This is a genomic window from Acidimicrobiia bacterium (assembly GCA_029210695.1).
Lineage (GTDB): Bacteria > Actinomycetota > Acidimicrobiia > Spongiisociales > JAHEDJ01 > JAHEDJ01.
In genome coordinates, this window is sequence record JARGFH010000031.1 from 26,160 (window position 1) to 43,248 (window position 17,089).

29 protein-coding genes and 3 pseudogenes are annotated in these 17,089 nt (G+C 61.0%); 31 read left to right on the plus strand and 1 reads right to left on the minus strand.

What is annotated here, in order from left to right:
* Positions 1 to 11: 11 nt before the first annotated feature.
* From rpsJ to rplQ, 30 genes and pseudogenes are all read left to right on the plus strand, one after another.
* Entirely contained in the window at positions 12 to 326 is a 315-nt protein-coding gene (gene rpsJ, locus P1T08_11080) for a 30S ribosomal protein S10 (GenBank protein ID MDF1596616.1), read from the plus strand.
* The gene (gene rplC / locus P1T08_11085; GenBank protein ID MDF1596617.1) at positions 323 to 955 is read left to right on the plus strand and encodes a 50S ribosomal protein L3; all 633 of its coding nucleotides are present in this window, start codon (positions 323 to 325) and stop codon (positions 953 to 955) included. The genes rpsJ and rplC overlap by 4 nt, the downstream gene beginning before the upstream one ends.
* On the plus strand, positions 955 to 1,707 hold the full coding sequence (gene rplD / locus P1T08_11090; GenBank protein ID MDF1596618.1) for a 50S ribosomal protein L4: 753 nt from the start codon (positions 955 to 957) through the stop codon (positions 1,705 to 1,707). The genes rplC and rplD overlap by 1 nt, the downstream gene beginning before the upstream one ends.
* Positions 1,707 to 1,994: a 50S ribosomal protein L23 gene (rplW, locus tag P1T08_11095; GenBank protein MDF1596619.1), complete on the plus strand. Its 288-nt coding sequence runs from the start codon at positions 1,707 to 1,709 to the stop codon at positions 1,992 to 1,994. Before rplD ends, rplW begins: the two co-directional genes overlap by 1 nt.
* 138 nt (positions 1,995 to 2,132) lie before the next feature.
* On the plus strand, positions 2,133 to 2,966 hold the full coding sequence (gene rplB, locus P1T08_11100) for a 50S ribosomal protein L2 (protein ID MDF1596620.1): 834 nt from the start codon (positions 2,133 to 2,135) through the stop codon (positions 2,964 to 2,966).
* 91 nt (positions 2,967 to 3,057) lie between these two features.
* Positions 3,058 to 3,330, plus strand: a complete 273-nt coding sequence (gene rpsS / locus P1T08_11105) for a 30S ribosomal protein S19 (GenBank protein ID MDF1596621.1) — start codon at positions 3,058 to 3,060, stop codon at positions 3,328 to 3,330.
* Positions 3,327 to 3,668: a 50S ribosomal protein L22 gene (gene rplV, locus P1T08_11110; protein MDF1596622.1), complete on the plus strand. Its 342-nt coding sequence runs from the start codon at positions 3,327 to 3,329 to the stop codon at positions 3,666 to 3,668. Before rpsS ends, rplV begins: the two co-directional genes overlap by 4 nt.
* Before the next feature lie 4 nt (positions 3,669 to 3,672).
* Positions 3,673 to 4,293: pseudogene (rpsC, locus tag P1T08_11115) on the plus strand (30S ribosomal protein S3).
* Positions 4,294 to 4,811: 518 nt separating this feature from the next.
* Positions 4,812 to 5,225 carry a 50S ribosomal protein L16 gene (gene rplP, locus P1T08_11120; protein ID MDF1596623.1) on the plus strand — a complete coding sequence of 138 codons (414 nt, stop codon included), beginning with the start codon at positions 4,812 to 4,814 and terminating at the stop codon, positions 5,223 to 5,225.
* Complete coding sequence (gene rpmC, locus P1T08_11125) at positions 5,222 to 5,455, plus strand: 50S ribosomal protein L29 (protein MDF1596624.1); 234 nt, start codon at positions 5,222 to 5,224, stop codon at positions 5,453 to 5,455. The genes rplP and rpmC overlap by 4 nt, the downstream gene beginning before the upstream one ends.
* A complete protein-coding gene (rpsQ, locus tag P1T08_11130; protein MDF1596625.1) occupies positions 5,455 to 5,712 on the plus strand; it encodes a 30S ribosomal protein S17 in 258 nt (85 codons plus the stop codon). Before rpmC ends, rpsQ begins: the two co-directional genes overlap by 1 nt.
* On the plus strand, positions 5,709 to 6,077 hold the full coding sequence (rplN, locus tag P1T08_11135) for a 50S ribosomal protein L14 (GenBank protein ID MDF1596626.1): 369 nt from the start codon (positions 5,709 to 5,711) through the stop codon (positions 6,075 to 6,077). Before rpsQ ends, rplN begins: the two co-directional genes overlap by 4 nt.
* Complete coding sequence (gene rplX / locus P1T08_11140) at positions 6,077 to 6,382, plus strand: 50S ribosomal protein L24 (protein ID MDF1596627.1); 306 nt, start codon at positions 6,077 to 6,079, stop codon at positions 6,380 to 6,382. The genes rplN and rplX overlap by 1 nt, the downstream gene beginning before the upstream one ends.
* Entirely contained in the window at positions 6,382 to 6,936 is a 555-nt protein-coding gene (rplE, locus tag P1T08_11145; GenBank protein ID MDF1596628.1) for a 50S ribosomal protein L5, read from the plus strand. Before rplX ends, rplE begins: the two co-directional genes overlap by 1 nt.
* 10 nt (positions 6,937 to 6,946) lie before the next feature.
* Entirely contained in the window at positions 6,947 to 7,132 is a 186-nt protein-coding gene (locus P1T08_11150) for a type Z 30S ribosomal protein S14 (GenBank protein MDF1596629.1), read from the plus strand.
* 2 nt (positions 7,133 to 7,134) lie between these two features.
* Positions 7,135 to 7,530 carry a 30S ribosomal protein S8 gene (rpsH, locus tag P1T08_11155; protein ID MDF1596630.1) on the plus strand — a complete coding sequence of 132 codons (396 nt, stop codon included), beginning with the start codon at positions 7,135 to 7,137 and terminating at the stop codon, positions 7,528 to 7,530.
* Between the two features lies 1 nt (position 7,531).
* A complete protein-coding gene (gene rplF, locus P1T08_11160; GenBank protein ID MDF1596631.1) occupies positions 7,532 to 8,074 on the plus strand; it encodes a 50S ribosomal protein L6 in 543 nt (180 codons plus the stop codon).
* The gene (gene rplR / locus P1T08_11165) at positions 8,071 to 8,424 is read left to right on the plus strand and encodes a 50S ribosomal protein L18 (GenBank protein ID MDF1596632.1); all 354 of its coding nucleotides are present in this window, start codon (positions 8,071 to 8,073) and stop codon (positions 8,422 to 8,424) included. The genes rplF and rplR overlap by 4 nt, the downstream gene beginning before the upstream one ends.
* Before the next feature lie 8 nt (positions 8,425 to 8,432).
* The gene (rpsE, locus tag P1T08_11170) at positions 8,433 to 9,014 is read left to right on the plus strand and encodes a 30S ribosomal protein S5 (GenBank protein MDF1596633.1); all 582 of its coding nucleotides are present in this window, start codon (positions 8,433 to 8,435) and stop codon (positions 9,012 to 9,014) included.
* A 7-nt stretch (positions 9,015 to 9,021) separates the two neighbouring features.
* Positions 9,022 to 9,213 (plus strand): 50S ribosomal protein L30, encoded by a 192-nt coding sequence (gene rpmD / locus P1T08_11175; protein ID MDF1596634.1) that lies wholly within the window; start codon positions 9,022 to 9,024, stop codon positions 9,211 to 9,213.
* 40 nt (positions 9,214 to 9,253) lie between these two features.
* Positions 9,254 to 9,724: a 50S ribosomal protein L15 gene (gene rplO, locus P1T08_11180; protein ID MDF1596635.1), complete on the plus strand. Its 471-nt coding sequence runs from the start codon at positions 9,254 to 9,256 to the stop codon at positions 9,722 to 9,724.
* A 103-nt stretch (positions 9,725 to 9,827) separates the two neighbouring features.
* Positions 9,828 to 11,153: a preprotein translocase subunit SecY gene (gene secY, locus P1T08_11185; GenBank protein ID MDF1596636.1), complete on the plus strand. Its 1,326-nt coding sequence runs from the start codon at positions 9,828 to 9,830 to the stop codon at positions 11,151 to 11,153.
* Positions 11,154 to 11,254: 101 nt separating this feature from the next.
* On the plus strand, positions 11,255 to 11,893 hold the full coding sequence (locus P1T08_11190; protein MDF1596637.1) for an adenylate kinase: 639 nt from the start codon (positions 11,255 to 11,257) through the stop codon (positions 11,891 to 11,893).
* Entirely contained in the window at positions 11,890 to 12,663 is a 774-nt protein-coding gene (map, locus tag P1T08_11195; protein MDF1596638.1) for a type I methionyl aminopeptidase, read from the plus strand. The genes P1T08_11190 and map overlap by 4 nt, the downstream gene beginning before the upstream one ends.
* A gap of 150 nt (positions 12,664 to 12,813) precedes the next feature.
* A complete protein-coding gene (gene rpmJ / locus P1T08_11200; GenBank protein ID MDF1596639.1) occupies positions 12,814 to 12,927 on the plus strand; it encodes a 50S ribosomal protein L36 in 114 nt (37 codons plus the stop codon).
* A 3-nt stretch (positions 12,928 to 12,930) separates the two neighbouring features.
* The gene (rpsM, locus tag P1T08_11205) at positions 12,931 to 13,308 is read left to right on the plus strand and encodes a 30S ribosomal protein S13 (protein ID MDF1596640.1); all 378 of its coding nucleotides are present in this window, start codon (positions 12,931 to 12,933) and stop codon (positions 13,306 to 13,308) included.
* Between the two features lie 19 nt (positions 13,309 to 13,327).
* A complete protein-coding gene (gene rpsK / locus P1T08_11210) occupies positions 13,328 to 13,714 on the plus strand; it encodes a 30S ribosomal protein S11 (GenBank protein ID MDF1596641.1) in 387 nt (128 codons plus the stop codon).
* Between the two features lie 2 nt (positions 13,715 to 13,716).
* On the plus strand, positions 13,717 to 14,322 hold the full coding sequence (gene rpsD, locus P1T08_11215) for a 30S ribosomal protein S4 (protein ID MDF1596642.1): 606 nt from the start codon (positions 13,717 to 13,719) through the stop codon (positions 14,320 to 14,322).
* Between the two features lie 14 nt (positions 14,323 to 14,336).
* Positions 14,337 to 15,278, plus strand: coding sequence for a DNA-directed RNA polymerase subunit alpha (locus P1T08_11220; protein MDF1596643.1), 942 nt, complete (start codon positions 14,337 to 14,339; stop codon positions 15,276 to 15,278).
* A pseudogene (gene rplQ, locus P1T08_11225) lies at positions 15,278 to 15,625 on the plus strand (50S ribosomal protein L17). The gene P1T08_11220 and the pseudogene rplQ overlap by 1 nt, the downstream one beginning before the upstream one ends.
* A gap of 193 nt (positions 15,626 to 15,818) precedes the next feature.
* Here the strand turns inward: rplQ and P1T08_11230 are convergent.
* Positions 15,819 to 16,343, minus strand: coding sequence for a pyridoxamine 5'-phosphate oxidase family protein (locus tag P1T08_11230; protein ID MDF1596644.1), 525 nt, complete (start codon positions 16,341 to 16,343; stop codon positions 15,819 to 15,821).
* Positions 16,344 to 16,626: 283 nt separating this feature from the next.
* On the opposite strand from P1T08_11230, the pseudogene P1T08_11235 reads away from it, so the two are divergent.
* Positions 16,627 to 17,004 (plus strand): annotated as a pseudogene (locus P1T08_11235) (IS21 family transposase).
* Positions 17,005 to 17,089 lie beyond the last annotated feature (85 nt).

Consider the following 17,089-nt stretch of genomic DNA (forward strand, 5'->3'; position numbering starts at 1 on the left):
CGAGAGAGCAAGTGGCAGACGAAGGACAGAAGATACGGATCAGGCTCAAGGCCTACGACCACGAGGTGGTCGATGAGTCGGCGCGCAAGATCTCTGAGACGGTTATCCGGACCCAGGCGAAGATCAAAGGGCCGGTTCCGCTCCCAACGGAGATTCACCGCTACTGCGTGATCCGATCACCGCACGTCAACAAGGACTCGCGAGAGCACTTCGAGATGCGCATTCACAAGCGCCTCATCGACATCCTCGAGCCGACGCCGAAGACCGTCGATTCCTTGATGCGTCTCGATCTGCCTGCAGGCGTTGAAGTGGAGATCAAGCTGTGAAAGCGATTCTCGGCGAGAAACTGGGTATGACCCAGGTCTTCGATGATGAGGCGCGGGCGATTCCCGTGACCGTCATCAAGGCTGGGCCGTGCCGTATCGTGCAAATCAAGACACCAGAGACCGACGGCTATTCGGCCATCCAGCTCTCGTACTTCGAGGTTCCTGCCCACAAATTGACGAAGGCTGAAGCAGGTCACTTCGGCAAGTCCGGCGTAGCAACCTCGCGCCATCTCGTCGAGATCCGGGTCGATGACCTCTCCTCGTTCGAGATTGGACAAGAGATCACGATCGCCGATGTGCTGGTCAAGGGAGGCAGGGCTGATGTGTCCGGTGTCTCCAAGGGCAAAGGCTTTCAAGGCGTTATGAAACGCCACAACTTCTCCGGCCAGGGAGCAAGCCACGGCGTCCACAAGGTTCACCGTGCTCCCGGATCGATCGGCGCCTGCGCCACACCTGCCCGGGTGTTCAAAGGCAAGAAGTTGCCGGGTCGCATGGGCGGCGAGCGCACAACGACCCTCAATCTCGAGGTTGTCGAGATCGACAGCGCCCGGGGACTCGTGTTGCTCGGCGGTTCGGTGCCGGGGCCTACCGGCGGGGTCGTGCTCGTCCGTGAGGCGGTGAAGAACTGATGGCAGACATCAAAGCTCCTCTGTTCAGCGCAGACGGCGTTAGCAAAGGCGAGGTCAGCCTGGATCCCGCGGTGTTCGGAATTGAGCCGAACATCCCGGTCATGCACCAGGTTGTGACCGCGCAGATGGCGGCTGCCAGATCCGGTTCGGCATCAACCAAGACCCGTGCAGAAGTGCGCGGTGGTGGTCGGAAGCCATGGCGTCAGAAGGGCCTCGGGCGTGCACGGCATGGCTCGATTCGCTCTCCGCAGTGGACCGGTGGCGGTGTCGCGTTTGGCCCCAAGCCCCGTGACTTCAGCCAGCGGACCCCCAAGAAGATGAAGAAGCTCGCATTACGGGGCGCGCTTTCGGCACGGGCCAGCGAGTCCGAGATCAAGGTGATCGATTCCTTCGATTGGATCGAGCCGAAGACCAAGAACGCAACCGCGTTGCTTGCTGCGATAGCTGCCGGACGGAAGATTCTCATCGTTCTCGGCGCAGGCGACGATGTGGCCGAACGCTCATTCCGAAATCTCCCGAATGTGCTGACCTGCGACTCGGGCCACGTCACGACCTACGACGTCCTCTGGGCAGAAACCCTCGTGTTCACCACCGAGACGCTCGGCTCAATCACCGGTCTCGAGAAGTTCGACGTTACGAAGGACGACTTTGTGAAAGAGACTTCGAGCTCGAAGAGTTCCAAAACCGTGGAGGTTGTAGAAGAACCTGCCACTGCTCCTGACGATGAATCAGACGAGGGGGGTGAGGGCTGATGAAGGATCCACGCGACATCATCTTCGAGCCGGTGGTTTCCGAGAAGTCTTACGACCTCATCGAACACGCCAATACCTACACGTTCGTCGTCGATCGCCGGGCCAACAAGACGGAGATCAAAGAGGCCGTCAAGTCGATCTTCGGCGTGAAGGTCGTTTCGGTGAACACCATGAACAAGCAAGGCAAAGTGAAGCGGACCGGTTGGGTCCTTGGCAAGCGTCCGAACTCGAAGCGGGCCATGGTGACGCTCGCCCAGGGCGAATCCATCGACATCTTCGGGGTGTAGCGAATGATCTACACGGGTTCACGCGCAATTGAAAAGAACCGTACAACGGACAACGGATTCCGCACCACGACGTCGGAATACGAAGTGCGTGGTGCGTGGTACGCAGCTGAGCGCTGCGAAGCAGAGCGAGGCTGAGTCATGCCGATAAAGAAGAGGAAACCAACTTCACCAGGTCAGAGGTTTCAGACCGTTGCCGACTTCTCGGAACTGACCAAGAAGAAGCCGGAGAAATCGCTGCTCGTCAAGCAGAGCGAGAGCGCAGGGCGCAACTCCCACGGTCGGATTACTTCACGCCACCGTGGTGGCGGGCACAAGCGCCGCTACCGGATCGTCGACTTCCGGCGCGCCAAGGATGGAATCCCGGCCACAGTTGCCGCCATCGAGTACGACCCGAACCGCAATGCGCGGATCGCACTGCTGCACTACCACGATGGTGAGAAGCGGTACATCCTGGCTCCCGTCGGGTTGAAGATCGGAGACAAGCTGGAATCGGGCTCCAAGGCCGAGATTCGCCCCGGCAACGCGCTCCCGCTACGGAACATCCCGGCCGGGACGGTCGTACATGCCATCGAGCTTCGACCCGGTGGAGGGGCCAAGATGGCTCGGGCCGCCGGGACGTCGGTCCAGCTCATGTCGAAGGAGGGCGACAAGGCGCTCTTGCGTTTGCCCTCGAGCGAGATGCGGCTGGTGGCGCTCGATTGCCGGGCAACCATCGGCCAGGTTGGAAACACTGAATCCGAGCTCATCAAGATCGGCAAGGCGGGTCGCAATCGCTGGAAGGGTGTTCGTCCGCAGTCGCGCGGCGTCGCCATGAACCCGGTCGATCACCCGCTCGGTGGTGGCGAGGGCCGCTCATCGGGTGGCCGTCACCCGGTCAGCCCGTGGGGGAAACCCGAGGGGCGTACTCGCAAGAAGAAGAAGGCGAGCGATCAATACATCGTGCGTCGGCGAAGCAAGAAAGGGCGGCGCTGATGCATGCATTTGTCGTTGAAACATCCGCCGACGCAATCGCGCAGCTGGCTGCGCCCGTACGTCGGCGAAGCAGGAAGGGACGGAGGTAATCATGGCGCGCAGCCTGAAGAAGGGTCCCTTCGTTGATGATCATCTGATCGGAAAAGTCGAGGACCTCAATGCCAGGGGAGAGAAGCGAGTGATACGCACGTGGAGTCGTCGCTCCACGATCTTTCCCGAAATGGTGGGACATACCATCGCCGTTCATGACGGCCGCAAGCATGTCCCCGTATACATCACGGAGTCGATGGTCGGGCACAAGCTCGGCGAGTTCGCTCCGACCCGCACATTCCGCGGGCACGCCGGTTCGATGAGGAAGCGATGAAAGCTCACGCACAGGCCAAATACATCCGGCAGTCGCCCAACAAGGTTCGGCGGGTTGTCGATCTCGTTCGTGGTCTCCCGGTCGGAGAAGCGCGTCAAGTGCTCGACCTGACCCAACGCCGGGCGGCCGGCTACGTACGCAAGGTGCTCGATTCGGCAGTCGCCAACGCCGAGCACAACCTCGCCCTCGACGCCGATGAGCTGTTCGTGTCCGAGATCTTCGCCGACGAGGGTCCGACGTTGAAGCGTTGGCGTCCCAGAGCCCGAGGCCGGGCAACCCCTATCCACAAGCGCACCAGCCATATCACGGTCGTCGTGTCCGACGGCGAGGAGGAGTAAGAAGATGGGCCAGAAGACACATCCTTACGGCTTCCGCATCGGTATCGTCACCGACTGGAAGTCCCGCTGGTACAGCGACAAGGACTACACCGAGCTTGTCAATGAGGATTGGAAGATCCGCGACTATCTCGATGGCGAGTTGAAGCGCGGCGCCGTCAGCCGCATCGAGCTCGAGCGCACTCGCGACAAGGTGCAGGTCGACGTTCACACCGCCAGGCCGGGCGTTGTCATCGGCCGCAAAGGGTCAGAAGCGGAGCGTCTCCGGGACGGACTCGAGAAGCTCACCGGGCGCCGCATCAAGCTGAACGTCATCGAGGTAAAAGACCCGGAGACCGACGCACAGCTCCTGGCGCGAGGTGTTGCCGACCAGATCGAAAATCGGGTTGCCTTCCGGCGTGCGATGAAGCGCACCGTCGCTACCGCCATGAAAGCCGGCGCCGAAGGTGTGAGGGTCGAGTGCAAGGGCCGCCTCGGCGGCGCCGACATGGGGCGTCGCGAGTGGTACCGCGAGGGACGGGTTCCGCTGCACACGCTGCGCGCCGATGTCGATTACGGCGTTGCCACGGCTCGCACGACGGTCGGAGCTATCGGCGTCAAAGTCTGGGTCTATAAGGGTGACGTCGTGGCCACCTCGAAAACCACTCGCGAGAAGATCGCGGCCGAAGCGGCGCTGGCCACCGGTGGCCCCAGTCGGGGTCGGGTCGCTCCTGCCAAGTCACGGGCTGAAGCCGCCGCCGGAAGTGATAAGATTCCCCGCCTCATTGAAGCCGGTGGCGGCAAGCGAATCATTGAAGCCGGCGGCGGGAAGCGCAAGGAGACAACGCGACGGGTCGAGTCGACCTCGCGGAAGATCGCTCCCGAAGAGGCAATCAGCCAGTACGAAGAAGCACGTGACGTGTTCGATTCTGAGGTCTCCGCGGTGGAGGCACCGGTCGAGGAGATCACGGAAGAAACACTCATTGCAGCGGAGCCCGAAACGGTTACCCCGGCATTGGAAGGAACGGTTGAGGAGGCGCCGGCAGAAGCCGTGGTTGAGGCAGCCGTTACCGGTGCTGAAACCGCCGTGGAAGAGGCACTCGACGCCGACGCAGCCGAAGTGGTTGAAGGCGGGTCGAGCGAAGTCGACGAAGGAGGCGAGTAGAGATGTTGATGCCCAAGCGGACGAAGTACCGCAAGGTGCATCGCGGCCGGAGGCGCGGGCCTGCCAAAGGTGGCACCCGTGTCAACTTCGGTGACTACGGCCTCCAGTCGATGGAAGCTGCCTGGATCACCTCCAGGCAGATCGAATCGGCCCGTGTTGCGATCACCCGCGCGGTGCGTCGTGGTGGGAAGGTGTGGATCAACATCTTTCCGGACAAGCCGGTGACGGCCAAGCCCGCCGAGACCCGGATGGGTTCAGGCAAGGGAGCTCCTGAGTTCTGGGTTGCCGTCGTCAAGCCGGGTCGCGTGATGTTTGAGTTGTCCGGAGTCGATGAAGATATGGCCAGGGAAGCAATGCGAAAGGCCGGCCACAAACTGCCGGTCAGGACACGATTTGTGACGCGGGAGGAAGGGTGACTGCCGAGGAACTCCGAGAGCTCTCTCCGACCGAGCTGCACGAGGCGCTTGCCGAAGCGAAGGCTGAGGCTTTCAACCTCCGTTTCCAGCTGGCGACCAACCAGTTGGACAACACAGCCCGGCTCGGTGACCTCCGTCGCCAGGTTGCCCGCATCATGACGGTGCTGCGAGAGCAAGAACTCGAAGCGTGGCAGGCGCAAATGGCGACTGCCGACAAGGAAGGTGCGTAATGGCAGACCGGACACGTCGCAAGACGCAAGTCGGGGTCGTGGTGTCTGACAAACGCGACAAGACGATCACGATTGAAGTCATCAGTTCCCGGCGCCATCCGATGTACGGCAAGGTCGTTCGGAGCCGTTCGCGGTTTCACGCACATGACGAGGCCAATGATGCTCGCCTGGGTGACACCGTTCTGATTGCCGAGACCCGCCCATTGTCGAAGACCAAGCGCTGGCGCGTGGTTGAGGTCGTGGAGCGCGCCCGATGATCCAGCAAGAATCCCGTCTCAAAGTGGCTGACAACAGCGGTGCCAGAGAGTTGCTCTGCATCCGCGTGCTCGGTGGCTCGAAGCGCCGCTACGCCGGCGTCGGCGATGTGATCGTCGGCACCGTCAAAGAGGCAATTCCGGGAGCGGCCGTGAAGCGTGGCGAGGTCGTGCAAGCGGTCGTGGTCCGCACGGCCAAGGAGCACCGCCGCCAGGACGGAACGTACATCCGTTTCGATGACAACGCCTGCGTTCTGATCGACACCAACCAGCAGCCGCGCGGCACTCGCATCTTTGGCCCGGTTGCTCGCGAGCTTCGCGAAAAGAAATTCATGAGGATCGTCTCGCTCGCTCCGGAGGTGTTGTGATGCGATTGCGTGAAGGTGACAAGGTCAAGGTCATGGCCGGCAAGGATTCCGGGCGAGAGTCCCGGGTCATCCGTGTCCTGCCCAAGAAGAACAAAGTGATCGTCGAGAATGTGAATACGGCAAAGCGGCACCAGAAGCCGCGCGGCCAGACGATGCAGGGTGGCATCATCGACAAGGACATGCCTATGGATGCCTCCAACGTCATGATCATTTGTGACGAATGCGGTCCAACCCGCATCGGGTATCGCGTTGACGGCGACGGAAACAAGACCCGCATATGCGTGAAGTGCGGAGGTGAGCTGTGATTCCCCGGCTGAAACAGCGGTACAACGACGAGATAGCCGCCAAGCTCAAAGAAGAACTCGGCGTCGCCAACGCGATGCTGGTTCCCCGCCTCGAAAAGATCGTGGTCAATGTCGGCGTTGGTGAGGCGGTTGCCGACAAGAAGGCCATCGAGTCGACCATGGAAGAGCTGGCCATCATCACCGGGCAGAAGCCGAAATTGAATCGGGCCAGGAAATCGATCGCCAACTTCAAGGTCCGGAAGGACATGCCGGTCGGCGCATCCGTGACTCTGCGTGGCAAACGCATGTGGGAGTTCTTCGATCGGCTCGTCGCCGTGGCGATTCCCCGTGTCCGTGACTTTCGCGGCCTGAACCCGAAATCGTTCGACGGGCGCGGCAACTACTCATTCGGTGTCACCGAGCAACTGATTTTCCCCGAGATCGACTACGACAAGGTCGCCGCCGTGCGTGGAATGGATATCACCATCTGCACGACGGCCGACAACGACGAACATGCACGGGCCCTGCTGAATGCGTTTGGGTTCCCGTTCCGCAGACAACAAGCGCAGGTGTAGGAGCTAGTTCATGGCGAAGAAATCGATGATTGCGAAGGCCAACCGCACGCCCAAGTTCAAGTCGCGTGCCTACAACCGCTGCAAGCGGTGCGGTCGGCCGCGCGCCTACCTGCGCCAATTCGGCATGTGCCGTATCTGCGTCCGTGAACTTGCTCGCAAGGGCGAGCTCCCCGGTGTGAGAAAGGCGTCGTGGTAATCATGATGACCGATCCGATTGCCGACATGTTGACCAGGATCCGCAACGGAGTCCAGGCAGGACACACGTCTGTGTCGATGCCTTCTTCGAAGCTGAAGGAAGCCGTAGCCGGCATACTCGCCGCCGAGGGATACATCGACGGGTTCGATGTCGAGCCAAAAGGGCCTGCCCGCGAGATGACGGTCCAGCTGAAGTACGGCCCGCGCCGTGAGAAGATCATCAGCGGCCTCCGCCGCGTATCGAAGCCGGGACGCCGTGTCTACAAGCGGGCCGATCAACTTCCCCGCTCACATGGTGGGCTTGGTGTCGTGGTTATCTCGACGTCGCAGGGACTGTTGCCGGACCGTGAAGCCAGGCGCCGCCAGCTCGGCGGCGAGATTCTGTGTGAGGTCTGGTGAGATGAGCCGTATTGGAAAAGCACCTATCACCGTGCCGTCCGGCGTGACTATCGCCATCGACGGACAGAAGGTGACGGTCAAGGGCCCGAAAGGGCAACTCGAACGGGAGTTCCATGAGCGCGTTTCTATTGCAGAATCCGACGGTGTTCTCACCGTTGGGCGCTTCAACGACGAACGGCAGTCGCGCGCCATCCACGGTCTGAGCCGGGCCCTGCTCGCCAATATGGTGACCGGCGTTTCCGACGGGTACAGCAAGGAGCTCTCAATCGTCGGCGTGGGATACCGCGCTGCGCTCAAGGGCAACTCCATCGATCTGCAGTTGGGTTTCAGCCATCCGGTGAGCGTCGACGCACCATCGGGGATTACCTTTGAAGTTCCGGAACCCACCAAAATCATCATCAGCGGAATCGACAAAGAGGCAGTCGGTCAGGTTGCTTCCGAGATCCGGGCCCTTCGCCCGCCTGAGCCCTACAAGGGCAAGGGAATCCGCTACACGAACGAGCAGGTGCGGCGCAAGGCCGGAAAGGCAGGTGTTGCACGATGAGCATCTCTAGAGGAGCGCAGCGGAAGATCCGCCATCGCCGCGTCCGCAAGCGCGTTGCCGGAACGGCCACCCGTCCACGGCTGGCCGTGTTCCGCAGCAATCGCTACATCTATGCACAGGTCATCGACGATGTCTCCGGCGTAACGCTGGCCACGGCATCTTCGCTTGAGAAGGATCTTCGTGGAAGCCGGCTCACCGTTGAGACCGCCACGAAGGTCGGCCATTTAGTCGCCGAGCGTGCTCGCAACGCCGGTGTCGGTCAGGTGGTATTCGATCGGGGAGGCTATCCGTTCCACGGACGGGTGAAGGCCCTGGCAGAAGCTGCCCGCACAACCGGGTTGGAGTTTTAGGAGATACGATGGCAAGACAGCAGCGCCAGCAGCGTCCACAGCAGGAAACCGACGGCCCGCAGCTCGACGAGCGGGTTATTCAGATCAACCGTGTCGCCAAGGTCGTCAAGGGTGGGCGGCGGTTCTCGTTTACCGCGCTCGTTGTCGTTGGTGACGGTAAGGGCAACGTCGGTGTCGGATACGGGAAAGCCAAAGAAGTACCGGCCGCCATTCAGAAGGGCATGGAGATTGCCCGTCGGGCAATGGTGGCGATACCGATGGCCGGATCGACGACTATCCATGAGAACATCGGCAACCACAGTGCCTCGCGGGTGCTGGTGAAGCCGGCTGCCCCTGGAACGGGCGTGATCGCCGGTGGCGCCGTGAGGCAGATCCTCGAGGCGGCAGGCATCCGCGATGCCCTCGCCAAGTCGCTCGGTTCGCCGACCCACCTCAACGTGGCGAAGGCCACCATGAATGCGCTCCTCACTCAGCATCGTCCTGACGAGATCGCCAAGCTGCGCGGCAAGAGCGCTGAAGAGGTGACTCCTCCGGGATTGCTGGCCGCCTACCGGTCGACCGAGATGATTCGTGCCCAGGCAGGGGAGTGAAGGAACGATGGCTGCCAAGAAACTGACAGTGACGCTCCGCAAGAGCCTCATCGGGCAGAAGCCGAAGACACGCGCAACTGTGCGCGGCCTTGGCCTCCGCAGACTGAACCAGACGGTCCAGCACGACGACACCGACGCTATCCGGGGAATGCTTCACAAAGTGAAGCACCTGATAGAGGTCGAAGAGAGCAAGAAGTAGTCGGTACGTACCGGGTACTGCGTACCACGAAGAGGAACCCATGGCCGAGAACGAGAAGAAAAAAGCGAAGCTCCAGTTGCACCATCTGAAGCCCTCGCCCGGTTCGAAGAAGAAGGGCATCCGCGTCGGACGCGGTGAGGGCGGACGTCGTGGCAAGACCGCAGGTCGAGGCACGAAGGGTTTGAAGGCGCGCGGGAAGGTCCGCCCCGGGTTTGAAGGTGGCAGCATGCCTTTGCAGCGTCGCCTTCCTCATTTGCGGGGATTCAAGAACCCCAACAAGGAGTACTACGCCGTTGTCAACGTGGAGCTCCTCAACGGGTTCGAAGTCGGTGCAAACGTGACGCCGGATGATCTTCGATCGGCAGGTCTGATCAAGAAGCGCGGTAACGTCAAAGTCCTGGCCAGGGGAGATCTGACCAAGAAGCTGACCGTCCACGCCCACGCCTTCAGCAAAGAGGCCACTTCCAAGATCGAAGCAGCAGGCGGAAAAGCGGAGGTCATTGGAGGCTGAGGGTGCAATCGACCTGCCGGCTGCAAGAATGCCTCCGGATCACAACCTAAAACCCAAGACCTAGAACCTAGAACCCAAACCAGACTCGAAACTCAGGATTGTCATGCTCGCCGTTTACCGCCACATGTTCACGATTCCCGATCTGCGCAGGAAGATCCTGTTCACTCTGCTGATCATCGGCATCTATCGCCTCGGGACGAACATCCCCGTCCCGGGCACCGATCTCGATGCCGTCCAGTCGATCGCCGAGGGCGCAGAGGTCGGCGGTATCTTCGGCTTGCTGAACTTGTTCTCGGGTGGCGCCTTGGAACGATTCTCGGTTTTCGCCCTCGGCATCATGCCCTACATCACCGCCAGCATCATCATGCAGCTCCTCGCAGTGGTGATTCCACGTCTTCAGGCTCTTCAGGATGAAGGCGACCGGGGTCGAAAAGTCATCACCCAGTGGACTCGTTACCTGACCGTCGTCCTGGCGCTGCTCCAGTCGACGGCGTTGACGGCGCTCTTTGCCAGCGCCGGTGGCGCTGCCCAGCTGGGTCTGAGTCAGCCGCTGATCGCAGACTCGAGCCCCGGCAAATCCGCACTGATCGTGTTGACCATGACGGCCGGCACCGCCTTCATCATGTGGCTCGGTGAGTTGATCACCCAGCGCGGCATTGGCAACGGCATGTCGCTCATCATCTTCACGAGCATCATCAGCCAGTTACCTGCCAGCTTCTCGCTGATCTATCAGCAGACGGTCGGTGCTTCCCAACCGATGTTGTTCGTGCTGATCATGCTCGTCTTCGTCGCCATGGTTGTGGCCATTCTCTACATCGAGCAGGGTCAGCGCCGCATTCCTATCCAGTTCGCCAAGCGGGTACGCGGTCGCCGGGTGCTCGGCGGCCAGGCGACCTACATCCCGCTCAAGGTCAACACCGCAGGAGTGATCCCGGTGATCTTCGCGACGAGTGTGTTGTTCTTCCCGGCGCTGATCGTGACGATGATTCCGAACGCGACGAACTCGGTACTCGAGTCGATTCGGAACTGGGTGAACGAATACCTCGGCTCGGGTGGCAGTTCGACATGGACCTACGTCATCATCCTCTTTGCTCTCATCGTGTTCTTCACGTATTTCTACACGGCCATCCAGTTCGACCCGGTCCGTCAAGCGGAGACGATTCAGCGTCAAGGTGGGTTCGTGCCCGGTATTCGTCCCGGCAAAGCAACGGTCCATCATCTCGAGTACATCCTGAACCGGATCACCCTTCCGGGGTCGATGTTCCTGGCCACGATCGCGGTTCTCCCGGCGGTGGCTTCTGTCATTTGGGGTTTCCAGATCGGGTTCTCGGGTGTCTCGATTCTCATCGTCGTGGGCGTGGCGCTAGAAACGATGAAACAGATCGAAAGCCAGCTCACGATGCGAAACTACGAAGGATTCTTGACGTAGCAGTCAGAAGCAGCGCGTATGAAGTGCAACGGCCAACGTAACCCAGTCACCACCAGGAGACGCAGTTCTTGGCATGTGCCCGGGGAAGCGAGGCACCGAACATGAGGCTGCTCTTCCTGGGACCGCCAGGAGCGGGAAAAGGGACCCAGGCCAAACGGGTTGCCGCCGAACTCCGGATTCCACACATCGCAACGGGTGACATGCTGCGGCAAGCCGTCGCCGATGGCACAGAACTGGGGCTCCAGGCGAGGGCCGTCATGGAACGCGGCGACCTCGTCCCCGACAACCTCGTCATCGCAATGCTCATGGAACGTGTCGGTCGTGACGACGCCAGAGACGGGTTCATTCTCGATGGCTTTCCGCGAACGATTGCACAGGCCGAGGCGCTCGAGTCTCGTTTCGGCGACGCAGGCCTTGATGCGGCTGTGGTCATCGAGGTTGACACCGAGGAAATCGTCCGGCGGATCTCCGGTCGGCGAGTCTGCCACAACGGTCACGTGTTCCATATCGACGAGGCGCCCTCATCGACTGGAGGTGTCTGTGACCAGTGTGGTGAGTCCGTGTATCAGCGCGAGGATGATCGGGCGGAGACCGTGCGAAATCGCCTCCACGTCTACAGGGATCTCACCGAGCCGCTCATTGCCTTCTACGCGGAACGCGACATCACGATGCACGTCGTCGATGGCGTCGGTGGCGTTGACGCCATCACCGAGGCCATCATGGCGGCTCTTCGCTCGTGATCACGATCAAGAAACGGGATGAATTCGAGCGAATGGCTGTGGCCGGTGCCACGGTTGCGGTCGTGTTGCGAACCGTGAAAGAAGCCGCAGCCCCGGGCGTGACCATGAAAGAACTCGATGCGATTGCGGCTGAGGTGATCCGGGGGCGGGGGTGCACTCCATCTTTCCTCGGATATCACGGCTTCCCTGCTCACATCTGCACATCGCCGAACTCGGTGATAGTGCACGGTATCCCGAACACGTACCGGCTCAAGCCCGGGGACGTACTCTCCATCGATGCCGGTGCGATCTACGAAGGTTTCCACGGTGACGCGGCGATCACCTTCGGAATCGGCGGGATCGACCCCGCCGCCCAGAAGCTCCTCGATGCTGCGGAGGCCGGCCTGTGGGCAGGAATTCAAGAGGTCAAGCACGGCGCTCGCCTCGGTGACATCGGCAGCGCCGTCCAGGCAGAGGCTGATCGGCTCGGATATGGCGTGGTACGGGAGTATGTGGGACATGGCATAGGCCGGCAGATGCACGAAGAGCCACAGGTGCCGAATTTCGGGAAGAAGGGAACTGGCATGAAGCTCCGGACCGGCATGGCGGTTTGTATCGAGCCGATGTTCAATCTCGGAGGGCCTGAGACAAGAGTTGAAGCAGATGGGTGGACGGTCGTGACGGCGGATGGGTCGCTTTCCGCTCACTTTGAGCACACGATTGGCATCACCGAAGATGGCCCGGTGGTGTTCACCGCAGGCGATTTGTTGTCTGGTTCCGACGGCGACTAAGATCTCCGTCTGGCCCAAGGGCCGGTTTGAGCGTGTTCGGCTCGAAGTAGGCGGACGAGCTTGAGTTCCCAATCATTCCCTCACCGCTTTGCGTCTGTGGTGTGAGGCTGTGGAACATCGGTGGTTTGTCCGAGAGTGTCTGGAGACACAATGAAGGTTCGTCCTTCAACTAAGAAAATGTGTGAGAAGTGCCGGATCATCCGGCGCCGTGGACGCGTGTGGGTCATTTGTCCGAACCCGCGTCACAAGCAGCGACAGGGGTAACTGATGGCTCGTATCGCAGGTGTTGACCTCCCTAGGGAGAAGCGACTTGAGATTGCATTGACCTACATCTTCGGAGTCGGTCGTACCACTGCTCTGAGTATCTGCGATCAACTAAGCATCGATCGCGGCACCAAGGTGCGCGATCTCACGGACGATGAGGTGTTGCGGATTCGTCGGCATCTCGATCAGAACACGCGGGTGGAGGGTGACCTCCGGCGCGAAGTACAACAGAATATCCGGCGAAAGGTCGAGATCGGCTCGTACCAGGGAATTCGGCATCGGCGCGGTTTGCCGGTACGAGGGCAACGGACTCATACCAATGCCCGGACCCGCAAGGGCCCGAGGGTCGCAATCGCTGGTAGGAAGCAAGTCGGCAAGTAGATAGGTCGCGGAGGTCCCCTTGGCGGAACAGAGGCGAGTACGTCGCCGTGAGCGCAAGAACATCCCCCATGGGGTGGCGCGCATCAAGGCCAGTTTCAACAACACCATCATTTCAATCACCGATCAAACCGGAAACTCCATTGTGTGGACCTCCGGAGGTTCGGTTGGTTTCAAGGGCTCGAGGAAGTCGACGCCCTACGCCGCCCAGGTGGCGGCCGAAGAGGCTGCCAGGCGTGCTGGTGAGCATGGGGTCCGCAAGCTCGACGTGATCGTCAGCGGCACGGGTTCTGGTCGCGATACCGCCGTGCGCACACTGCAGAACATGGGTTTGGAGATCACCGGCATCCGCGACGTCACTCCGATCCCGCACAACGGTTGCCGGCCAAAGAAGCGCAGGGGAGGCTGAGAATGGCTCGCTACACAGGTCCCCGCCACAAGGCATGCCGGAGGGCGCGCACACCGCTGTGCCAGTCGAAGCGCTGCCCCGTCGACAAACGACCGTATCCGCCCGGCGAGCACGGGCGTGCCAGAGTTCGCGAGAGCGACTACCTGATTCAGCTACGGGAGAAGCAGAAGCTTCGTGCCATGTACGGAATCCTCGAACGGCAGTTCCGCCGTTACTACGAGGAAGCCGCCAGACAGAAGGGCATCACCGGCGACAGTCTGTTGCTCATCCTGGAGAGCCGGCTCGACAATGTTGTATATCGCGCCGGTCTGGCCGCCACCCGGCCGCAGGCTCGACAGCTCGTGAACCATGGCCACTTCAACGTCAACGGTAAGAAGGTAGATATTCCCTCTTTCCGGGTTCGCAAGGATGACGTTGTCTCCCTTCGGGAAGGCAGCAAGGATCTCATCATCGTCCAACACGCCGTCGACACGGGCGACCGCACTCCATCGGAGTGGCTGGAGGTCGACTCGACGGCAAAGCGGGTGGTCGTGCGCGATCTTCCTAGTCGCGCGCAGATCGACACCCCAATTCAGGAACAGCTCATCGTTGAGCTCTACTCCAAATAGCAAGGGGAACCGTCGTGTTGATCGTCCAACGTCCACAAATCGAGGAGCAGGTTGTCTCCGATATCCGATCGCGGTTCGTCGTAGAACCGTTGGAGCCCGGATTCGGATACACGCTGGGCAACACCCTGCGTCGAACGCTCCTGTCCCGTATTCCCGGCGCCGCCGTGACCACACTGCAGATCGAAGGTGTGCAGCACGAGTTCTCCACGGTGGAAGGCGTCGTTGAGGATGTCGTCGACATCATCCTCAACATCAAACAGGTGGTCGTCCGAATGGAGGACAACGAGACTCAGACCATCTACCTCTCGGCCAAGGGGCCGGGCGAGGTGACGGCAGGACAGCTCAAGGTTCCCGCCGGCGTCGAGATCATCAACCCGGACCTCCACCTGGCCACGCTCTCGTCGAGCGGCCGTCTCGAGGTCGAAATGAGCGTCGAGCGAGGCGTCGGCTACCGCAGCGCCATGCGCGGGAGCGGCTCGGACGCCATCGGTGTCATGCCGATAGATGCGATCTACTCGCCGGTTCGGAAAGTCGCATACCGGGTCGAGTCGACTCAGGTTGGTCAGATGACCAACTTCGATCGTTTGATCGTTGACGTCGAGACCGATGGATCACTCACCCCGAGTGAGGCCATCTCGTCGGCGGGTAAGACCCTCGGCGAGTTGCTCGGACTCTTCGCCGACATGGGCGAAGGTATCGGGCTGGAACTCGGCGATGTGGCCGTCGCAGAATCCAGTTCGCCGGATCTCGATCTTCCCATCGAGGCGCTCGACCTTTCGGAACGGCCCCGCAACTGCCTGCGCCGCGCCCAGGTGAAGACCGTTGGCGAAATCGTTCAGAAGACCGAAGACGATTTGCTCAACATCACGAACTTCGGACAGAAGAGCCTCGAAGAGGTCATCGCAAAGCTCGACGAGCTGGGCCTGAGCCTGACCGCCGGAGGGGGCGAAGCCTGATGCCTCGTCCCACTAAGGGCGCACGGCTCGGCTCCGGACCGACTCACCAGAAGCACTTGCTGGCGGGTCTGGCTGCCTCTCTCATCTGGGAGGGCAGGGTGACAACGACCGTTGCCAAGGCCAAAGCAGTGCGGCCGCTGGCAGAGAAGCTCATCACCAAGGGCAAGCGCGGCGACCTTCACGCTCGCCGCCAGGTGTTGAAGTTGATCCACGACAATGAGATCGTGACGAAACTGTTCGACGAAGTTGGCCCTCGTTATGAGGAGCGCAACGGCGGGTATACCCGCATTGTCCGCACCGGTCCACGTCGCGGTGACAACGCCGAGATGGCGGTGATCGAACTCGTCTAGACGAGTTCGAAGCTGACGGCAGTCAGTAATCAGCCATGAGCTATTTGAGAGCGGGCCCTGCGGGGCCCGCTTCTTTGTGTTGCAGCTAGTCACCTTTGCTCTGTGGCGCTGACGTGCCGGGCAGGATCCGCGCCGATCTGGAGCCGTTCGGCGTACGACCAGGCCCGTGAGCCTGCCCGGTTGCCCCTCTTTAGTCTTCGGTTTTGAGGTCTTTGAACCAGGTGTCGGGGGGATACGCCTCGATGTCTCCTCCAACCTCGATGATTCCCGGCATGATCTCTGCCGAGTTCCACGACAGCCACTTCGCAGGCGTGATCTCGATCGTCGTGTCCTCATGAGCAGCCAGCAATAGGCCAATGGTTGCCAAGCCGGCCTCAGTCAATAACCGCTCGCGGATCCCCTCATTGATACGAGCCGCATCCTGTCCCATGATGACCCTGGCCGGGCCTGTGCAAGACACCCAACCGCCGCCGTCCAGCGACACGAAGAAGGTCGCCACCGGCCGGGCTTGGACGTTCTTGACCTTTCGGGTCGCGTGTGGGGTCGGCAGATGGACCCGATCATGCTCATCAAGTGAGAAGAGAAGCTCGGTGAGGTGCGGAGACCCGTCGGGATTCACTGTCCCCAGGATGGCGTTCCCTTCTTCGAGCAGGCGGGTCCTGAGATCATCGGCGAGTCCCTGAGGTGTCCGATACACGGGGTGTATTCCAGTCATCTCACGAACCTACCCTGAAACGGCAAGACGATGAAGACGGCGGATTGGCGCGCAAGGCCGGCTGTGCCAACTGGCCGCCTTCAGGTGACCCGACGCTGAGCGGTCGAACCGTCTGTCCATGGCCATGTGAAAGTCCTCGTTGGTGGCCAGCAAAAGTCCTCGCGGTGGATGTGTAGGTAATTCACTGCGGGGCCTCCTTGAGCGGTGATCGTGACTGATGCAAGTCAGGACACGAGTCACTCACCCGAGGAGGCTGCCGCCCATGTTGTCAGCGAGGAAGACGATGGATGTTGTTTCGGCGTATAGGGATGTCGGGTCGTATCGGGGTGCCGCGGAGGTCTGCGGGGTTGACCCGAAGACGGTGAAACGCAAGGTGTTGGCTTATGAGACTGGCGAGCTCGATGATCAACGGGTCAGTCGCAGGGTTGTGGCGAAAAACACCGACGTGGTTCGGGACTTGGTCGTCAAGCGTATCGAGACAACGAAGGCGAGGATCACCGCGAAGCGACTGTTGCCCGAAGCTCGGGCGGCCGGGTATGAGGGGTCGGCCCGGAACTTCCGACGGCTGGTCGCAGCCGAAAAGAAGGCGTGGAGGATCAGCCACGGGCGTCAGCGTCGACCGGCGGTGTGGGTGCCGGGTGAGACGCTGGTGATCGACTGGGGCACCATTGACCACGCTCATTGAAACTCCCCAGACCTGCTCACTGAAATTCCCCACCTCCTGAGAGGGAATACCCACTGTTGGG

Bases quoted from the DNA above. Each gene is read 5' to 3' on its own strand.
- rplD (MDF1596618.1), top strand. From the start codon at position 955: ATGGCAGACATCAAAGCTCCTCTGTTCAGCGCAGACGGCGTTAGCAAA.
- rplW (MDF1596619.1), top strand. From the start codon at position 1,707: ATGAAGGATCCACGCGACATCATCTTCGAGCCGGTGGTTTCCGAGAAG.
- rplB (MDF1596620.1), top strand. From the start codon at position 2,133: ATGCCGATAAAGAAGAGGAAACCAACTTCACCAGGTCAGAGGTTTCAG.
- rpsS (MDF1596621.1), top strand. From the start codon at position 3,058: ATGGCGCGCAGCCTGAAGAAGGGTCCCTTCGTTGATGATCATCTGATC.
- rplV (MDF1596622.1), top strand. From the start codon at position 3,327: ATGAAAGCTCACGCACAGGCCAAATACATCCGGCAGTCGCCCAACAAG.
- rplP (MDF1596623.1), top strand. From the start codon at position 4,812: ATGTTGATGCCCAAGCGGACGAAGTACCGCAAGGTGCATCGCGGCCGG.
- rpsQ (MDF1596625.1), top strand. From the start codon at position 5,455: ATGGCAGACCGGACACGTCGCAAGACGCAAGTCGGGGTCGTGGTGTCT.
- rplN (MDF1596626.1), top strand. From the start codon at position 5,709: ATGATCCAGCAAGAATCCCGTCTCAAAGTGGCTGACAACAGCGGTGCC.
- rplX (MDF1596627.1), top strand. From the start codon at position 6,077: ATGCGATTGCGTGAAGGTGACAAGGTCAAGGTCATGGCCGGCAAGGAT.
- P1T08_11150 (MDF1596629.1), top strand. From the start codon at position 6,947: ATGGCGAAGAAATCGATGATTGCGAAGGCCAACCGCACGCCCAAGTTC.
- rpsH (MDF1596630.1), top strand. From the start codon at position 7,135: ATGATGACCGATCCGATTGCCGACATGTTGACCAGGATCCGCAACGGA.
- rplF (MDF1596631.1), top strand. From the start codon at position 7,532: ATGAGCCGTATTGGAAAAGCACCTATCACCGTGCCGTCCGGCGTGACT.
- rplR (MDF1596632.1), top strand. From the start codon at position 8,071: ATGAGCATCTCTAGAGGAGCGCAGCGGAAGATCCGCCATCGCCGCGTC.
- rpsE (MDF1596633.1), top strand. From the start codon at position 8,433: ATGGCAAGACAGCAGCGCCAGCAGCGTCCACAGCAGGAAACCGACGGC.
- rpmD (MDF1596634.1), top strand. From the start codon at position 9,022: ATGGCTGCCAAGAAACTGACAGTGACGCTCCGCAAGAGCCTCATCGGG.
- rplO (MDF1596635.1), top strand. From the start codon at position 9,254: ATGGCCGAGAACGAGAAGAAAAAAGCGAAGCTCCAGTTGCACCATCTG.
- secY (MDF1596636.1), top strand. From the start codon at position 9,828: ATGCTCGCCGTTTACCGCCACATGTTCACGATTCCCGATCTGCGCAGG.
- P1T08_11190 (MDF1596637.1), top strand. From the start codon at position 11,255: ATGAGGCTGCTCTTCCTGGGACCGCCAGGAGCGGGAAAAGGGACCCAG.
- rpmJ (MDF1596639.1), top strand. From the start codon at position 12,814: ATGAAGGTTCGTCCTTCAACTAAGAAAATGTGTGAGAAGTGCCGGATC.
- rpsM (MDF1596640.1), top strand. From the start codon at position 12,931: ATGGCTCGTATCGCAGGTGTTGACCTCCCTAGGGAGAAGCGACTTGAG.
- rpsD (MDF1596642.1), top strand. From the start codon at position 13,717: ATGGCTCGCTACACAGGTCCCCGCCACAAGGCATGCCGGAGGGCGCGC.
- P1T08_11230 (MDF1596644.1), bottom strand. From the start codon at position 16,343: ATGACTGGAATACACCCCGTGTATCGGACACCTCAGGGACTCGCCGAT.